Here is a 17,898-nt window from a genome sequence, read left to right as displayed (position 1 = left end):
ATTATTCGAACTATTTTAATAGCTCGAATATCATTATTCCAAGATAGCTTGAAATAAAAATCAAAAATGTAGCAATCAACACCCAGTCGACGTTATTGGACTGATTTATACCTTGAGAAGTTAAGGAAACACTCCCCAAAGAAGGCAACCCCGTCACCAAACGAACCTGTCTGGCTGACATAAATACCGGCCGAATAAAATATATCAAAAAGGCCACTCCGAAGCCCACCACCACAGACACTACTAAAACCAAAGAGTAAAACAATTTCCTATTAGGGAAGCTAGGCTTGTCAGGCTTGCTAGGAGGATCGGCGATTTTAAATTTGAGCCTAGAAGTCTGATCATCAACACGCTCTGTAATATGAGCTTGCTCACGCCGCTCTAATAACTCGGAGTACTTATGACTGATAGTCTCATAATCACGATTCAAATTTTTCATTTCAGTTTCAATTGTAAGACGCTCATTTAGACCCTCTTGCAACTTATTAATTCTAGACTGAATCGAGTCTACAAGCGACTGGTTGGAAGCAACCTCGGCAGCTGCGTTATCCAAACCCATTTTTAAAGCTTGAACATAGGGGTTTGCCATCTTATCAGCCCCTAAAGCAACTCCTCCCACCGCCGGCTCCTCAACTGGAGCTTTTGCTGCCTTTGCCTCTTCCTCCTGTTTCTTGAGTTGTTCAACTAGCTTATCGATTTCAAGTATCTCTGGATGCCTTTCAGTGTATTTCAGGAGCAGTTCTGTTCGTTTATCTTTTAAGGATTCGATTCTCGCATTATCAGCGGAAACCTCTTGACTAGCCGTAGGCATACCCCAATCCTCATCCGAGTCTTGAACATCAACCACCTGTTCCGCTAGTACGCTTTTTCGTGAAAGCGCCTGTTGTAAAGCCGTATTCGCTTCTTGCAATTGCTCCTTCAACTTTTGCAGCATTTGGAATTGATCGGACTCATTTAGCAAATCTAAATTTACTCTCTTGAATTCCTCCTTAGCCTTTTCAGCGTCTTGCAACCGTATTTCGTAATCACGAATTTGTTGTTCAATAAACCGCTGAGCATCACTTGCATCAGCCATCGCCTTACCTTCAGTTTGCTCTGAAAAGACGGTCAAAACAGCCTGAACGACACTTTTAGCAACCTCGGGATCCTGAGAAGTGTATGCGATATCGAAGATATCCCCTCGCCCACCAGTTATCGTTATATCTTTTTTAAGATTTTCAATGAGCTCGGTAGCAGCTGCAGATTCGTTTTCAGAGCGCGACAATTGAGACAACTCTATGATTTTCTCTAAATTTGGCCGAGTAAACATAAGTTGCTGAATAATACGAATTAACGCCGAGATGTCCGGCTCTACCACCATCCCTCGCATTAAAGGGCGAATTACCGTAGCCGAATCGATATGGACTTTCGCCTTTGACTCGAATTTATCCGGCATAAAAAAAACGTATGCCCAAGCGACTAAAGAAACAAACAAAGCAAGTATGATTGCCAGACGCTTATACTTCAATGTCCCTTTCAAATAAAAATATACTTCTGAAAGTTCTTGTTGCATATCAAACAGCCATGACTAAGTAATAAAAATCAAACGTTTCTAGGGACTTAAAAATAAGCATCCGGGATTATTAATATGTCACCAGGCATCATCAAAACATTAGCGGATAAATCTGCATCATCAATCAAGTCGTCAATTCTAACCCCGTAAGATTTCAACTCTCCATTGAAGTTACGAATGACAGTAGATCTATTGCCATCGGCATATTGGTTAAGTCCGATTTGGATAACAACATCCAGTAAACTCATTCCTCGCTCATAGGGAATTGTTTTCCCTTGGTATCGCCCAATACCCCCACCTGTTCCGCCGCCCCCTCCACCAGATCCACTGCCGCCAGAAGAACCTCCACCGATTCTGCCGATCACTCGAATTTGTTGGGTATTGACTCCCTTAAAACCCGAAACCATGACGACTACTTGCGGGCTTTTCACATAGGTCGCTAGAACTTTCTCAATTTCTCTTGCAAGTTCGAACGGAGTTTTACCGTTAGCCAACAACTCCTCAACTAAAGGAACTGTGATTTTACCATCTGGCCTGACAACCGCAGAAGTCGACAACTCAGGGTTACCCCAAACAAAAATATTAACGCTATCCCCAGGTCCAACTTGATATGTATAATCAGACGCTTGCTGAACGTCCTCCAACATTGGCTGAGAACATCCAGCATTGAGAAATAGCAAAACAGCAAATCCAACAGTATTGAAAAACCTATTCATTTCAGCGCCCGATAATTTCCATTATTTATGTTCTAGTTCACTCAAAATCTTTCTCGCGTCGCTTTGCCCAGCAAACTCACGCCCTAATTTCTCGGACAGAGCAATAGCTTGCTTCAATTCGGATATTGCTGTCGCTTTGTTTCCAACTTTTGCGTGAGCAACCCCTAGATGATATCTTAGCTCTGGCATCTTGGGTTCCTTCAACACCAATTGTCCGAGCAGTTGCAATCCGAGATCGGTTTTTCCGATTTTAACCAAAGACCACGCGTACGTATCTTTAAAATAAGTATTTTCAACATCTTTTAACCTTTCAGCGAGTTGAGCCCCCTTATCCACTTCCTCAGAGTTAGGTGATTCAATCAGAAGAGCCGCCAGATTATTCACTACCATCATAGAATCGGGAAATTTCTCCAATAACTTACTATAAAGTCGCTTAGCGCTTGCAAAATCCCTGAGCTGCTCATAAACAGCCCCTAGCGACATCGACAACTGAATGCTATCCGGATTGGCTTCCAACCCTCTTAAGAGAATATCTTTGGCAATTGCAATGTCCTTGTGTAACGAGGCTTCGATTCTTGCCAAGGATTGATACAATGGCACAGCATTCGGAAATCGCTTCAGTTGTTCGTTTATAAAATTTTTAGCTTTAGCCGAGTCGTTGTTCGCAACATAAAAGTCAGACAAAACACTCGCAATAGCAATATTACCTAAATGTTTCGAATAGTGATCCTCTAAAAAATCTTGCGCTTTTCTAGGTTCGTTTATTGCAGCATAGACCTTAACCAAGTTTATCATCGAGTTGAGATGATCGGGAGACTCAATCAACACAGACTTATATAACTCAGCCGCGGATTGAAATTGTTTTTTCCCCTGCATTACCGTTGCCTGTAAATAGAGCGGAATTGCTTTATTTTTAGAAAGCAGTGCAACACGCTGAACGACCTCTTGCGCTTCGTCTAATCGCCCTTCCGACACATCTGCTTCTACCATGGCAATCAGAAATAGGATTTGGTTTGGTTTGGCTTTAATCGCTTTTTCTAAATAGTGCCTAGCAGTATCTCTCTGCCCCGCTTTCATATAGTCTTCATACACCGGAAAAAATGCTGCAGCATTGGCTGGATTAATATCAAGAGCCAATTTTAAATTCCGATCCGCCTGCTTTCGATCATTTTTCATCGCGTATGCTTGACCAAGCAATTGATACGCGGAGTCAGCATCCTTTTTTTCCCAAACCAATTTATTTAAAAACTCCAAGGCATCATCAACTTTATTTTCAGAAAGCAATAACCTACCGCGTAATAACTTCGCTTCGTAGAAATCTGGTTTTACGGTTAATACTTCGGTCAAGGCTTTATCTACCTCGTCATAGCGCTTATCTCCTAGCGCCATCTCAGCTATCACAGTTTTTGCAGCTAACCCTAGATCGCTATTTTTTTCCACTGACAGCACGTCTTTCAATCCATTTACACCGGCGTCCCTAAACCCGGAAGCGATCATCCATTTGGATAACTCAAAGACTGTGTTTTGGTCGTTTTTTGCTGCTCTGGACAATGCAGAGTATTCGGAAACAACTCTGTCTTTTGCTTTTGCATTTAAAAATTCTAGCAAAACGACTTTAGGTTCTATTTTATCTTTAGAAGCCTCAACAATCTGCCTAAGAACATTTTCAGCCTTATCAAGCTTTCCTGTCATAGAATACATTGATGCCAGGGTTACCTTGAAATTATCGACATCTGGGTACAACGTCACTAAGGACTCATATTCGGCAACCACTTTCTCAATATCATTGCGAGCGGAGTAAGCTTTAATTCGTAACAACCTGAGCGGCAAATTTTCAGGCTTTATGGCTAGGGCTTTTTCAATTAATGACAATACTGAATCAACTTCCCCTCGTTCGAATGCTAGGGCAGCGCTCAGGGAGATTGCCTCCGGATTTTCCGGCGCGGATTTTAATACAGAGTCGACAATATCGCTTGCTTCCTTATATTTCCCCTCGCGGATGAACGAAGAGGCAAGCAAAATCTGCCCATCAATCTCTACCGGCTCTTTTTGTAATACATAATTCGCTTGCTCTCTCGCCTTATCCACCTCACCAAATATTAAACTTATTTTCCCAAGCTTTAATCTCGCTGGAATCATATCCGGAGCCAGCTCAATAGCTTTGGACAAATTTTGCCTCATCGATTTTAAGTTATTTTTCTTTTCATCTACGAGAGCCATATAATAATAAGTATCAGCATTACCTGCTTGACTCTGATTAGCGCTTTTAAACTCTAAGAAAGCGGTGTCTATCTCTCCTTTATCAAACAACTCCTTGCCTTTTTGAAAATGCTCTTTCGCGGCTTCTTCCGGGGATTGACACCCTACTGAAACTAAAATGAGAGTGGCCAAACATAACGATCTAATTGTTAGCACTCTTGCCGACGGAAAACCCACTTTTATCTCCAAAAATTTCAACATTATCTAGAAGATTAAAAAATCACTTGTAAATATTTGCTCTTATCCATTGGTACAGCTCCTTTAATTCGGGATGCATATTTTCCAACGCTGACTGAGTCGTTATAAAATAAGGAGCGCGAATACCGTGATAGTCAATGTCTTTGCCGACTCTTTGAAAATGAATACCGGACTTCCCCATCATTCTTGGCAAGAACGGCTCCATCATCGCGAATACGTTGGTCTTTTCGACCATCTCAGTCAATACCGTGGCGGCAAAAAAACACGCCACCGCAATTGAGGAAAATGTTCGTTGTTCCTGGGGCGAAAATTGGAAGCCATTTATTTCGCCAAATCGCGTCAAGGTTTCACCACTCCGACGTCTGAACGCGCCATCTACAGCCAATCTTGAAATTTCGCAGACAGAGTGTCGATCTAACTTCATAGCGTCAATCATTTCAACATTGAGGCTTTCACTACAATAGCGTTCGAACGGCAACGGAGACGTCATTCTATCGCCATCCGCAGGCACCAACCTTACACATCCGGCCGGCATGCCGCTCTCCTTGTGAGTAATTAGACAATGTAACGAAGACTTATCGTAATCGTCCATTTCCATCTGATCCGGGAAATGATCAGTCGATTCATATTTGAACTCTTCACAATAAACACGATATCTAATTCTGTAGACCAAATCCTTTTGCTCTGCCTGATCCGCAAGCGCAACCGAAAAAAATCGACTGAAACTTTCTGCAACAGATACCTTGTTTCCAGGCTCCATCATTTCCTCTCGTTTAAAAGCGCGATCCGTCACGCTTAAAGATACTTGTCGATGTCATGCGCCTTAATTCCCCATACCAAAAGATGTTCTATTCTTTCATTTGCTAAGGTTAAACGATTGGACATACTTTGAAACAACGCCTTGAGAAAAAGGTACCCCTGAACAGGGTGGTCATCCAAATAGACGCTTAGCATATCGCTACGCACTTCCAGCAAGGAAATATCGGTCAACGCGACGACCGATGCCGTGCGCTCCCTCGGCCCATACAAACAAACATCCCCGAAAACCGCGCCTTCAGGCAAATCGCACAAACCAGGCGAGATGCGGCGATTTTCGTCAAGCTCCGCCCCGCCTAGCACTCGAACTGTCCCACTCTCGAGATAAAAAAGGGAGTTACCCTCGTCACCTTTTCGAATGATCGTTTCACCGGCTTTCTCGTCAAACCTACGCCAAGCGATGCCTTCTTGAAATTTGGAATCCGCTAGCAAGTCGTGGATTATTTGTTTCATGTCGCCGTCTGTCTAAGCCTAGCTACCTATGCACAAGCATAAGACCCATTCAATGCAAAACATACCACCAAAATATCGACGTATAATCATATAATATGGAAAACTACATCTATGTCAGCTACCTGAGCGCCACCGTCGCTTACGCACTACTGCTCGGCTACTCTATTCTGAGGAAACCAAAGCACCTTCCCTTTATGTTTGCGGCACTTTCATCCTTATTATGGTGCGCACGAACCACTATAACAACATCGAATAGCTATTATTTTTATGCCGATACCCTTAGCTATGAAACGGTCCGCAATTTCGCGTGGTTCGTCCTCTTAGGTTCGCTACTATTCCAACAACGACACCAACGCACCTTATCTCTATTGAGGTCTAAAACAGCGCGGCTTGCGTCGCTTTTGACCCTCTTCATCCTTAGTATAGAGAGTTTTCCAGATTACCAAGACTTCCTGAGAGAGTCTTTCGATTTCGATCCCAGATTTGTAGCGCATGTAGTGTTCGCGGTATTCGGTCTGATCCTAGTGGAGCAACTGTATCGTAGCACACCGCTGAAGCAACGCTGGAACATAAAATTCTTATGTGTCAGCTTAGGTGCATTGTTTGCGGTTGACCTCCTACTTTTTAGCAAATCATTGCTGTTCAAGCAGTTAGATTTTTCACTTTGGCAGTCCAGAGGCATCATTAACGCGATTTTGACGCCCTTCTTAGCCATTACGTTGCCTCGTCTTCAATTTCCGGACTCGAACACAGAGCTTACCGTTCCCAGAAAATCGGTTTTTCACTCCACCATTCTGTTTGGATGCGGTATCTACCTGATTTTAATGTCATTTGCTGGATTTTATATTAAGCACGCCAACGAGAAATGGGGAGAAACCGCTCAAACACTGTTCATTTTTCTTGCCATTATTCTTCTGATTATTCCATTTACTTCAGGAAAAATGCGCGCGCTGTTCAAGATCTACTTCAGCAAGCATTTTTTTCACTACAGCTACGACTATCGTGAAGAATGGTTGAAAATTTCCAAATCCTTGGCGAAGCTAGAATCCATAGAGGAACTAAAGCTTTTTATTATCAACACCTTAACCGACCTTGTTGAAAGCGCTGGCGGCGGGTTGTGGCTAAAAAACGACCAAGGCCAATTTTTTCTTGCTGCGGAACAAAATTTGAAGCTAACGCCACAGGAATTGGAATATTTGCACCATTTGGAAGATCTGCCCGAGTACCTTACCAACAAACAATGGGTCATTGATTTTTTTGAACTGGCTCACGCCCCTGAAGTATACGATGATATCGATCTGTCGCCCTGGTGCTACGAGGACAGTCAGGTCTGGCTGATCGTTCCGCTGTTTCACATGAACAAATTGGAGGCATTCGCGGTTTTAACGCAAGCCCGCGTGCCAAGAAAGCTCGATTGGGAAGACCATGACCTACTGAAGACCGTTGGCATGCAACTAGCCAACGCTCTGGCGTTGAGTCGCGCTAGCGAAGAGCTGGTTAGCAGTCGCCAATTTGAAACCTATCACCGTTTGTCGGCTTATCTAGTTCACGATCTTAAGAATGTCGGCGCTCAGATTGGTTTGATTGTAAAAAATGCAGCCAAACACAAACATAATCCGGCGTTTTTTGACGACACTATCGACACCCTCAACAATGTTTCCGACAAAATTCAGCACATCGTCGAGCAACTTAAACAAGGCGAAAACCAAGTCAGCTCAGTCGTTTTGGTAGATTTGGTCGACGTTATTCGCCGGATAATCGCCAGTAACATAAACCCAATTCCGGTGATTCTAAGTACGACTCTGACCGAGTGCCTGGTAAAAACCGACCAAATCAAGGTCTCTAACGTGTTAGCGAATCTGATTCAAAATGCTCAAGATGCTTCTAACGGCAAGGGCGACAAAGTAGAGCTTGAATTAACCAAAGACCCTGACTATGCTGTGATAAAAATTATTGATAACGGTAGCGGAATGGATCAGCGATTTATCGCTGAACGACTCTTCAAACCATTCGACACCACCAAAGGGAATGCCGGCATGGGCATTGGGGCGTACGAAGCGCGCGATTATGTTTTAAAAAGCGGAGGCCAGCTTCAAGTTGACAGCACGCCCGGAATCGGCACCACGTTTACGATTTACCTACCATTAGCAAAGCGGGTTTCCGCTCAACCAGGGCATAATGACTGAATCCAAACTTCTACTGATCGTCGAAGACGATCCAGGCTTGCAAAAACAACTGAAATGGAGTCTAGAGCAGTACGAAATAGTACTGGCAAGCAATCGCGACGAAGCGATCGCGGCTTTGCGCCGCCATACCCCTAGCGTCGTTACTCTCGACCTTGGTTTGCCACCAGACCCCACCAATGCGAGCGAAGGCATCGCCACGCTACAGGAAATGTTGGCACTAGCGCCCTCGACCAAAATCATCGTCGTGACCGGAAACGACGATCGAAACAACGCGATTCAAGCCGTTGCGTTAGGCGCTTACGATTTTTATCAAAAACCGATAGACCCCGACGTGCTCGGACTGATAATCGAACGAGCTTTTCAACTAGACGCGCTGGAGCGCGGTTATCAGGAACTGAAACAACAAAAACCACTGCACGGAATCATCGCCACTAGCCCGCAAATGCAATCGGTGTTGCGGATGGTGGAAAAAGTGGCACCGACGCAAGCAACCGTACTCTTGCTGGGCGAAAGCGGCACCGGTAAGGAAGTCTTGGCGAGGACGGTGCATAGACTCAGCGCGCGCGCCGACCAACCGTTCGTAGCGGTGAATTGTGCCGCGATTCCGGAAACGCTGTTGGAAAGCGAATTGTTCGGGTACGAAAAAGGCGCATTCACCGGCGCGGTCGCTCAAACCAAGGGTAAAATTGAATACGCACAGGGCGGGACTTTTTTCTCGACGAAATCGGCGACCTGCCGTTCGCTTTGCAGGCCAAACTTTTGCGGTTCATACAGGAGCGGGTCATTGAACGACTCGGCGGCCGGAAGGAAATCCCGGTAGACGTCCGCATTATCTGCGCCACCCACCGTCATCTACCCGATTTAATCGAACAAGGTCAGTTCCGTAGCGATTTGTATTACCGCCTTAGCGAAATTGCAGTCGACATTCCGCCGTTGCGTAAGCGAGAAGGCGACATCATCGCTATCGCCACCGCCTTGCTGCAACGCTACTGTCGCGAAAACAGCCGGAAGGAAAAGCATTTCTCGCAGGACGCGGCACAAGCGCTCGAAGCCTACCTTTGGCCGGGAAATATTCGGGAGATGGAAAACAAAATCAAACGCGCGGTGATTTTGTCGGACAGCAATTTCGTCACCGCCGAGGAACTGCAACTCGGATCGACAACCGACAAGTCCATGCCCCTAAATCTGAAAGCGGTCAGAGAGGCGGCTGAAACCGTCGCGATCAACCGTGCACTGTCCTATACCGACCATAACGTTTCCGAGGCAGCCAAACTGTTGGGCGTCACTCGGCCCACGCTATACGGATTGTTCGAAAAATACGGAATTCCGATCTCGGCCCGCAACCAGAGCGACGACTAGCCTCCTAAGGCAAGCGATTCCGAGCGGCATTTTGCGGCGCGGAATCATTCTATAGATCCATTACCACTGCGATTCGCCGGTCTCCGGATCGTACATTTCATGAAACACCTTATGCCGGTTAGCTATCAGCTCATCAATGCTGGGAGAATTACTCATCGCGCGCTGAATAGCCAATTTCATCGCCTCGTAATTCGTACGGTACAAATCCTTACGGTCCAAATTGGGGTTGGTTGCGCAAGAGGGATCTATCCAAATCATCGCGACGATACACAGTTCATTGGCTTGTAACCGAGGAATGACACCATCCGCGACACTGTCGATCACAGCGTCGGCCACTGCGGACTGCACCGGTCCGCCAAATAAATTAACGTAAGCGGAAGACTTGATCGTCACCTTAGGTACCATAATCGTCGCCGGCCGCACTTGCTGATTTGTCGCCCTGATGGCGAACATCCGGGTATGGCCTTCGGTCTGGCCCATCAAATTGGCGAAAGCATGGCCGGCCGGACCTTTGACGTCGCCGAGCAGTATTTCCGGCATTGCGTCGGTACCTTGGCCTTCGCTCGAAAATACGGTGGCTTCGCCGGTTCTAAACCAATATGAATCTGACATGGTGAGTCCTTGATCGTAATTGCGAAAGCCGGCATTCTATGCCGCTCGCAACCACCCGGCAATAGCCGACAGCAAGGAATCAGGAGTCCTAGCGCTTACGTAACAATTGCAGACACTGACGGTTGGCCGCCAAATCCAATGCGCTAAAGTCGTCGTCGGTGGTCAGACGCGGATTGGCGCCAGCGTCGAGCAATTGAGCAACCACGGCGTGTTTGCCGGCCGATGCCGCGTAGATCAATGCGCTGGAACCGCTAGGATTTTGATAATCGATGGCGATACCGGCTTGCAACAGCAACGCAATACACTCCGCCGATTCAGCAAAACAGGCAGCCCACAACGCGTTATTGCCGTAGGCATCCAAAACAGTCAAATCAGCCCCGCTTTCAAGCAAATACACCACCACATCCGCTCGACCGTGTCGAGCCGCCAAGATCAAAGCCTGCTCTCCCCGCCCGTTAACCGGTGCGGCAGGCGGAATCGTAAAGCCGTTTTGAGCCAGCCATTCAGTGATTTCGGTATTCGGACTCATCCTAACCCCACTTATACCAATGACGGCCTGGACAACAGCGACACATGCCCAACCCCATGTTGGCGCAAGGCCTCCAACAATTCCAAACGTGCAGCCTCGCCCTTGCCGCGCAGATAGCGTAACTCCGCGACCGTTAGCAATGTAATCGCCACTAGCGCCACCGGTCCTCCCGGCAACATGGCCACGGCATCAAGGCCAGCCGGTAGCGACAACAGCGCACCAACGCGACCGCGACCGTCCTTGATGTGTTCGATATTGAACTCGATCGACAAAGGCTCGCCCGCCAATAATTTCTCGCAAAGTACCGGGTAGCCGGCCAGGGTATGGCTGACCTCGGCAGTCAACGGAAACAGCCAGGTATCCGCCAACGCAGTGAGCGGGTGATCCTCGGTGAGTCCGGCATCCGGACTTTCGATAAAGACCTCCAGACCCAAGCCGGTTTCCGGCCGATCGCGTTCGACCCAAGGGTCGGACAGACCGTCGGAAATGACACAAGCGTTAGCGCCATGCCGAGCCGCCAACCAAGCGGCGCCGGCCGGCCATTCCGGCCCATCGCTCATAGGCCCCATCAACGACGTCAACGACGCAACTTCCGATTCGAACACGCGACCGATCAAAGCCTGCCGCGCCTCGCTCGCCAACCGCAAACGGTCGGCATAGGTTAAACCTACGACAAATTCAGCGCTCATTCGCTACCTGCTCGGCGCACCGCGCCTGCCATCGTTCCCGGGCCATCAGCGCGACTTCCTCGTCGGGGTCTTCCATCATCCGCTGCAATAATTCGCCATCGGCCCGCAAGACCACCTCGTAACGCACGGTCCAGTCCGGATCGTCGGCCATCATCACCAAATCGTCGATCTCCATACGCTGCGCCACGATGCGGCGAATACCCACTTCATGGTCTTCAGCCATTAAACCCAGACTGACGGCGGGAATACGCTCGGCGACGGTACGCCGAACCTCGGTGTCGGCATCGGCCACCAAGCGAAACAGCCGCCCCTCGGGCAGGCGTTTGGCAACATAAGCTCGCACGAGATAATCGGTGTCGCCCGCCATCAACTCCAACTGCGCCTCCGGCAAACGGTCGGCAACCGTCACTCGCACCTCTCGATCGCTGTCGTTGATTAGTTCCAGCAACCACTCCAGCGGGACTCTGTAGGCCAATACCCGTCGCACCGCTTCGTCGGGATCGGCCAACAGCGGCCGCAACAAATTCGTCGGCAGATAGCGGGCGGCTATCGCCCGTCGTTCCCAAAATGCATCTTGCATGTACTCGCGAGCCAAAGCGGGATGCAGCTTGAAAAACCGGTCTATTTGCCGACCGCTCTCCGCCATGATGCAAATATCGCCGGGCTTACAAGCCCCTGCGCCAACAAACTGCTCCGATACGCGCAAGCGTTGCAGTCGGCCAACGGCGTCAGATCAGGTTCCCGAACTTCCGGTGATTGGGCGGCCATCGCTTAAGCCGCCTCGGCCCTGACGGGCAACAGTTCCGGCGTCACTTGCGATAGCCAAACCCGTATACGCTCGTCGGTCAAATGCGGTTGAGTCCGCTGATCCAGTACCAAACCGACAAATTGACCGTCGATGATCGAATCGGAATGTTCGAATTGATAACCGTCTGTGCTCCAGCGCCCAATCACGTCGGCGCCATAGCCGCAAAACACGCGGTACAGTTGAATCAGCGAACTGGCAAACCGCGAAGCGTAGCGCTCTTGATGTCCGAGACCAAACAACGCAATGCGCTTGCCGGTCAGATCGCAATGTTCCAACTGCGGTACAAACTCCTGCCAACTGCGCTCCTGGCAACCGACGGCCATGCCCGGCAAATCGCCGATACCGTAACTGGGTGTCCCCAGGATCAGCGCATCGTATTGCAGCAAATCGTCCAGACTGGCCCGATTGACATTTTTCGGTTTGTCCGCCAACTCTTCACCCAGCAGACTGTAGATCTTCTTTGCCACCAACCGGGTACTGCCGGTATCGGTGCCGAAAAAAATGCCGATTTTGCCCATAAATCACCTGTAGACGAGTTTGCGAGGAATGGCCTTAAGCCTTTTCGCAATTCTCAGCAAATTTCGATCCAAAACAGAATCCTTGCTCGCCAACATTTTTTAATCACAAATTCAATAACATAAAACACCCGGCATGCCCCGACGGTTGAGCTCTTTGAAGGTATGGCTACAATTGCCGGGAAACTGGCGAGATTGCCACACAGCCGAACAGCCCGCCGGTTAGCGACTCATATCGCCCGCCCGCGAACACAAGAAGTCAGAACCGCTATTGTTCGCCAATCCAGACTAGGCCTCCGAACCAACAACACCGTTTTCAAGACCAAAAGGGAGATTGATCCATGGCAATTTTGCGTTGCAGCGCTTGCGCCTATCTGCGAGAGGTACCTTCCGAGCATGCCAGCAAGACCGTCAAATGCCCTGTGTGCGAAAAGCCTGCGGCGATCCACGACACGGTGGGCTTCGTGACCGGTTTGATCGACAAGTACAGTGCGCTTTTAAGCAAATACCGGGCTCTGGAAGCGTCGCAATCCACCCCGCCGCCCAAGGGCCAAGCGCCGCAAAAAATCGAGTATCTGGATTTGCACAATACGGCGGTGATGAGCCAAAGCACTCAATATCAACCGATCATCCGTTGGTTCGAGCGTAAAAGCGTGCAAGTCGAAGTCAATCACGACGCTCTCGATACCCAGGGCTTTTTCGACGAAGTTGCAGTGGAGCTTGGAGATCAGCTGGCGACGCTGGGGGAACTGCACGACAAAATCCGCAAGGCGCAGCGCAATGACTACGGTTCGGTGACGATGAATTTAAGCAACCACAATCAAAACCAAATCAAAATCATCACCGGTTTTTGCAAATCGCTTTACGACTACTCGTTCGTCGCAAAATATTTCTACAACAAAAACGAAAAGCGCGTCCATCTGACGCTGCAAACTGCGCCGGCCATCGTCAACTTTTTCAACGGCGAATGGTTGGAATGGTATGTGTTCATGAAATTGCTAAAGCATTGCTACGACGGCAACGGCCTGTTTTCCTGTCTCCGCAATTTTACGATCCGCTTCGCCAACGAGGACCAATACGAAATCGACGTGTTTTTCCTGATTAATAGCCGTATTCCAGTGTTCATCGAATGCAAATCCGGCGAATTCAGACCCTTTATCGACAAGTACAGCAAAATGCGCCGCCGCCTCGATATCGACAAAAACCACTTTTTGCTGCTGGCCTTGGGAACCAGCGACGAACAAGTCGCCGGGTTGACCAAAATGTACGACATTACCTTCGTCAACGAGACCAGCTTTATCAAGCACATCAGTGCTTTGATGGCGCCATAGCTTCAACGCGCCGGCGCATCGCCGACCGGCGCTGCAAACGCGTCGGAAACCAATCGACCGACATTGGCGCCGGTCAGCGCGTTTAAAAACGCCACCAATTCGTTCACTTCGCCGTCAGTTAAGGCCAACGGCCGCATCGCGGGCGCCAGATTGTCGTTGGCAACGCCACCCCGATTGTAAAAACGTACGACCTCTTCCAAGGTCGCCAGCGAACCGTCGTGCATGTAAGGCGCGCTCAACGCCACATTGCGTAGCGACGGAGTTTTATAAGCCCAGCGGTCGGCCGGATTCTGGCTGATTTCGTAATAGCCTAGATCGTTAGGTTTTTCGCCACGCACCCCCGACAAATGCCGGATATCGACATCGACGAACACTCCCGGCGCCACTTGCACGTGTTGAGTATCCGGCGCCTTTTGCATGGATTCCGTATAGCCGATGCCGGTGTTGTGGCGTTTTTGATCGGTGAACAGCGCCGACTTTTCTCCCACGCTATGACAGTTGCTACAGCCCGCCTTGCCGGTAAACAGCGCGAAACCCCGCTTGGCGGATTCATCGAGCGCATCCGAGCGCTTGCCGAAATACCAGCGATCGAACGGCGAATCCGCCGAATTCAAGGTGCGTTGATAACTCGCCAACGCCTGACCTATCGTCTCCATCGTCGGCGCTTTGCCGAAAGCGGCTTCGAACAGGCCACTGTAGTCGGCGGCGGTTTTGATTTTGTCGATTACATAGCCGATGGACGGATTGGCCATCTCGTTATGCGCCAACAATGGCCCCCAGGATTGTTGTTCCAGCGTATTTTCGCGGCCGTCGTGGAACAACAATTGAGCATAACCAACGTTGTACAGCGAGGGCGCATTGCGGCGCACGCTCCGTCCCTCGACGCCGACCGCCGTCGCCATCTCGTTGTTGGCGAAACCCTGTTCCGGGATGTGGCAAATCGCGCAGGAAAAGGTATTGTTCAGCGACAGCCGCCGGTCGAAAAACAACTTGCGGCCCAGCGCGATTTTGGCTGGCGTGAGCGGGTTGTCTTTGGGCACGGGCAACTTCGGCAAACCCAGCGGCGGCTTTAGGGCAAAAGCCAGCAAATCGGCGGACTTACCTCGCCGCTGTTCGAGCGCCAGCGAGTCGGTCCGATAATCAGCTTGCCGATAGCCCTGTTTATCGTCACCGGCCCGATACAAACGTTCGTCATTAACCGTTTGCGCCGATCTCATCGGTTTGGCAAGCGTCAATAGCGTTTTGACGTCGTTGAGCAAGGTATCGGCATGCAAGGAATCGACGTTATAAATGTTGCGTACGTTCTTGTCCTTATCGATCAGATACACCCGCAACAGATGTGAATACGTGCCGCTAAAGCGGCCTTGCTCGTCGAGGATTTTTTGCACGCTCTGCTGGTAGCCGTCCAAAATCGGCTGTAAGGCCGCTTCGTCGCGCGTGGTCAAAAACCGCCAATCGAATTGACCGGCGTTAAAGCCGGCGCCGTAGTGGCGCATCATATCCGGCGTATCTTGAGTCGGATTAAAGCTCAGGGTTATCAATCTGAGTTTGTCGGCCAATTCCGGTTGTTTCTGTAACTGACGACCGATCTTCTGCAGCACTTGGGTGGCCAGCGGGCAGCCGTTGCTATCGCTACAAGCCGCATAAATAAAGCTGAGCAAGACCAGCTTATCGCCCATCAGATCGTGAAGACGCTTGGGCCGATTATCGCTGGTCAACACCTCGCCGTCGGCCGCCGCCTGTATGACCTGCAACTGGTAAGAGCCGGGGGCCGCAAGTTGAAAAACGAGACCGGCATGACCGGGAGCGAGCGTTTGCCGATCCAACGGATCGGCAAAGCCTGGTGCGGTCGCGAGAACGGCGACCAAGCCCAATAGAAAGCTGAATTTCATTGCGGTGGATTCCGTTGGCGAAATTGAACGATCCTTTCGCCACGACCAGCGAATCCCGGCGGTCCGCGCCTAAGCAACGGAACCAGCGGTTACGCTGGCGTAGCGACGACCTTTTCGGTGTTTTAAACGCCCGCGCGAGCTACTTCGGCGCCTTGCCGTACAAAGCATACGCTCCAAACCGCATTTGATGGGCCCTGCCCAGTTTCTCTTTGTTGAAATCAATCGAGAACTGTTCAGTCAACTTGCTACCATCCCAACTATAGGCTTTGAAAAATTGTTCGTTGTCCGCGCCTTTCTTATCCCAGTTCGCCAGCAGCGACGAGGTGTAATACAGGCGTTTGCCGTCCCAACTCGACGACACCATATTCACCTGGGCGCCGATTTTTTGCTCGAACACTTGTTTGGGGTGGAATGGATCGCTGATGTCGAAGCGGCGAGTCATGCCGTCCATGAAGGTGTTGACCCACAGGGTTTTATCGTCGCTGGAGATGGAGATGTCCACCGGCAACGGGATTTTGGCCGGTTCGCCGATGTCCGCGACATCCTTGGCTTGCCATTCACCTTTGTCGTCTTGATGAATCAGCCAGATTTTGGAAGTCAACGCGGTGCTAGTGAAGCAGTAGTTATGATCTTCCGCCCAGGCGCAGCGGATTTCCAGGGGCGCGCCGGGTACGTCGAAGACTTTCTTCGGCTGGCGACTGTGTAAATCCCATTGCACCACGGTGTTGCCGAAGCGTTTCATCGCTTCCGGGTCGGCCAGCATTTTGCCGAAGTCCATCATGTAATTCGACCAACCGGTGAACGACGAAGTCAGCATCAGGTTTTTACGCGGCAATACCCGCACGTCGTAGTTGTAGCCATCGGCGTATTTGCCTGATTTGATCGCGCCTTCCAGGTTGCTGTCGGTCGGCAGCCAGTAGGTAGCGATGTAGTCGCCAGTATTTGTGTATTCGACCAGCGCGGTACGGCCGCCATGATCTTTGTTATTGGACAGGCCGGTGATGATCATCCGGCCCGGCAAGGCATACAAGCTGTGCGGACCGACCACGCCACCGCTCTTGGCGACAAAATCGGTGATGATTTTGCTGAGCTTGGGTTTGGCGGGATCGGTAGAGACGTCGAAGATGAAAATCTTGTTGGTATCCAGGCCCCCGGCCCACAAAAAGCGGCGATCGTCGGTGAAGTCGGAGTGATGGGCCTCGTTGCGGCCACCGACAGACAAGCTGGCAACCACCTTGCCGTATTGCTTGGATTTTGGGTTGACGTCGACGGTGACCAGTTTGTCTTGTTCGTCGCCAACGCCTTCCGCGCCCAAAGTCCAAATGTAGACAAAATCTTCCTGGCCGGTAATTTTCACCATGTACGGCGAGGCGCAGGTTTCGTCCGCGCTGGCCGACAGGCTGGCGGTGCCGAGCAATAGCGCGGCGGTAAAGGTTTTGAGTTTAAAAGTCATGAGTGTTATCCCCGTAAATTATCGTTTTAATGGTGTCCTATCTTCCGCGCTCGAACGCTCCACCCTGGCACGCGCAAACGCTGATGAACCGCTCCAGCGGTTCAGCGTTGTAGGGTGAGCACTGCGTAGCTTTTGCCCGGCAATCGCGACCTCCGACGAGGTACGCGGCGCTCACCCTACCCAAGCTCAGTCCCCCGTGGTCGGATCGATCACGGTCTTGATTTCTTCTATCCGATTGGCCGGAAAACCGCCTTGCTCGGCGTGTTCGCGTATCGCTTGTTCGTTGTCGGCGATATAAATGCAGTACACCTTGTCGCCGGTCACATAGCTGTGCAGCCACTGGATGCGCGGCCCCATATCGCGCAACACGCCGCAGGATTTTTGGGAAATGCCTTGCAACTCGGCTTGCGTGAACTGGCCGGCGCCGGGAATGTCGCGTTCGATGATGTATTTGGGCATGATAATCTCCTAATAAATGACCGGTCGTCTAATTTGCCGGCGTTAAAAAATGCTGCCGGGTGGGCAGCGGA

At 49.9% G+C, this 17,898-nt stretch carries 16 protein-coding genes and 1 pseudogene; 4 read left to right on the top strand and 13 right to left on the bottom strand.

Annotated elements, in window-relative coordinates; all coding sequences use genetic code 11:
- Positions 1-10: 10 nt before the first annotated feature.
- The 5 genes from ACP4CD_RS20340 to ACP4CD_RS20320 are packed head-to-tail and all read right to left on the bottom strand — an operon-like array spanning position 11 to position 5,994.
- Positions 11-1,552 (bottom strand): XrtA system polysaccharide chain length determinant, encoded by a 1,542-nt coding sequence (locus ACP4CD_RS20340; RefSeq protein WP_071155757.1) that lies wholly within the window; start codon positions 1,550-1,552, stop codon positions 11-13.
- Positions 1,553-1,599: 47 nt separating this feature from the next.
- Positions 1,600-2,268, bottom strand: a complete 669-nt coding sequence (locus ACP4CD_RS20335) for a polysaccharide biosynthesis/export family protein (protein WP_064023853.1) — start codon at positions 2,266-2,268, stop codon at positions 1,600-1,602.
- A 21-nt stretch (positions 2,269-2,289) separates the two neighbouring features.
- Positions 2,290-4,728 carry a tetratricopeptide repeat protein gene (locus ACP4CD_RS20330; protein ID WP_426992342.1) on the bottom strand — a complete coding sequence of 813 codons (2,439 nt, stop codon included), beginning with the start codon at positions 4,726-4,728 and terminating at the stop codon, positions 2,290-2,292.
- A gap of 19 nt (positions 4,729-4,747) precedes the next feature.
- Positions 4,748-5,488, bottom strand: a complete 741-nt coding sequence (locus ACP4CD_RS20325) for a PEP-CTERM/exosortase system-associated acyltransferase (RefSeq protein ID WP_254786680.1) — start codon at positions 5,486-5,488, stop codon at positions 4,748-4,750.
- Between the two features lie 32 nt (positions 5,489-5,520).
- Positions 5,521-5,994, bottom strand: coding sequence for a Crp/Fnr family transcriptional regulator (locus tag ACP4CD_RS20320; protein ID WP_071155761.1), 474 nt, complete (start codon positions 5,992-5,994; stop codon positions 5,521-5,523).
- A gap of 95 nt (positions 5,995-6,089) precedes the next feature.
- Between ACP4CD_RS20320 and prsK the strand changes: the two genes are divergently transcribed.
- The 3 genes and pseudogenes from prsK (at position 6,090) to ACP4CD_RS20305 (ending at position 9,539) form a co-directional block, all read left to right on the top strand.
- Entirely contained in the window at positions 6,090-8,180 is a 2,091-nt protein-coding gene (gene prsK, locus ACP4CD_RS20315; protein WP_071155763.1) for an XrtA/PEP-CTERM system histidine kinase PrsK, read from the top strand.
- Positions 8,173-9,285: pseudogene (locus ACP4CD_RS20310) on the top strand (sigma 54-interacting transcriptional regulator); the annotation flags it as partial. The gene prsK and the pseudogene ACP4CD_RS20310, both read left to right, overlap by 8 nt.
- A gap of 68 nt (positions 9,286-9,353) precedes the next feature.
- Positions 9,354-9,539 (top strand): helix-turn-helix domain-containing protein, encoded by a 186-nt coding sequence (locus ACP4CD_RS20305; RefSeq protein ID WP_426994715.1) that lies wholly within the window; start codon positions 9,354-9,356, stop codon positions 9,537-9,539.
- Positions 9,540-9,599: 60 nt separating this feature from the next.
- Here ACP4CD_RS20305 and fae read toward each other — a convergent pair whose 3' ends face one another.
- The 5 genes from fae to ACP4CD_RS20280 form a co-directional block, all read right to left on the bottom strand.
- Positions 9,600-10,151 carry a formaldehyde-activating enzyme gene (fae, locus tag ACP4CD_RS20300; RefSeq protein WP_064026793.1) on the bottom strand — a complete coding sequence of 184 codons (552 nt, stop codon included), beginning with the start codon at positions 10,149-10,151 and terminating at the stop codon, positions 9,600-9,602.
- Between the two features lie 88 nt (positions 10,152-10,239).
- Positions 10,240-10,680 (bottom strand): ankyrin repeat domain-containing protein, encoded by a 441-nt coding sequence (locus tag ACP4CD_RS20295; protein ID WP_071155765.1) that lies wholly within the window; start codon positions 10,678-10,680, stop codon positions 10,240-10,242.
- Between the two features lie 11 nt (positions 10,681-10,691).
- A complete protein-coding gene (locus ACP4CD_RS20290) occupies positions 10,692-11,369 on the bottom strand; it encodes a hypothetical protein (protein ID WP_071155767.1) in 678 nt (225 codons plus the stop codon).
- The gene (locus tag ACP4CD_RS20285) at positions 11,359-12,015 is read right to left on the bottom strand and encodes a (Fe-S) protein (protein ID WP_426992339.1); all 657 of its coding nucleotides are present in this window, start codon (positions 12,013-12,015) and stop codon (positions 11,359-11,361) included. The genes ACP4CD_RS20290 and ACP4CD_RS20285 overlap by 11 nt, the downstream gene beginning before the upstream one ends.
- 125 nt (positions 12,016-12,140) lie before the next feature.
- The gene (locus tag ACP4CD_RS20280; RefSeq protein WP_064026785.1) at positions 12,141-12,695 is read right to left on the bottom strand and encodes a flavodoxin; all 555 of its coding nucleotides are present in this window, start codon (positions 12,693-12,695) and stop codon (positions 12,141-12,143) included.
- Between the two features lie 338 nt (positions 12,696-13,033).
- Here ACP4CD_RS20280 and ACP4CD_RS20275 point away from each other — a divergent pair, with 338 nt between their 5' ends.
- Positions 13,034-14,023, top strand: coding sequence for a hypothetical protein (locus tag ACP4CD_RS20275; RefSeq protein ID WP_426992337.1), 990 nt, complete (start codon positions 13,034-13,036; stop codon positions 14,021-14,023).
- A gap of 2 nt (positions 14,024-14,025) precedes the next feature.
- On the opposite strand, the gene ACP4CD_RS20270 is transcribed toward ACP4CD_RS20275, so the two are convergent.
- The 3 genes from ACP4CD_RS20270 to ACP4CD_RS20260 all read right to left on the bottom strand — a co-directional run bounded on the left by ACP4CD_RS20270 (position 14,026) and on the right by ACP4CD_RS20260 (position 17,827).
- On the bottom strand, positions 14,026-15,915 hold the full coding sequence (locus tag ACP4CD_RS20270) for a cytochrome c peroxidase (protein WP_426992335.1): 1,890 nt from the start codon (positions 15,913-15,915) through the stop codon (positions 14,026-14,028).
- 139 nt (positions 15,916-16,054) lie between these two features.
- Entirely contained in the window at positions 16,055-17,368 is a 1,314-nt protein-coding gene (locus tag ACP4CD_RS20265; protein WP_426992333.1) for a selenium-binding protein SBP56-related protein, read from the bottom strand.
- A gap of 186 nt (positions 17,369-17,554) precedes the next feature.
- Positions 17,555-17,827 (bottom strand): DUF4242 domain-containing protein, encoded by a 273-nt coding sequence (locus tag ACP4CD_RS20260; RefSeq protein ID WP_064027354.1) that lies wholly within the window; start codon positions 17,825-17,827, stop codon positions 17,555-17,557.
- Positions 17,828-17,898: the final 71 nt, after the last annotated feature.

Source organism: Methylomonas stagni, from assembly GCF_050154735.1.
Classification (GTDB): Bacteria; Pseudomonadota; Gammaproteobacteria; order Methylococcales; family Methylomonadaceae; genus Methylomonas; species Methylomonas koyamae_A.
This window is presented reverse-complemented; position numbering and strand designations above follow the sequence as displayed.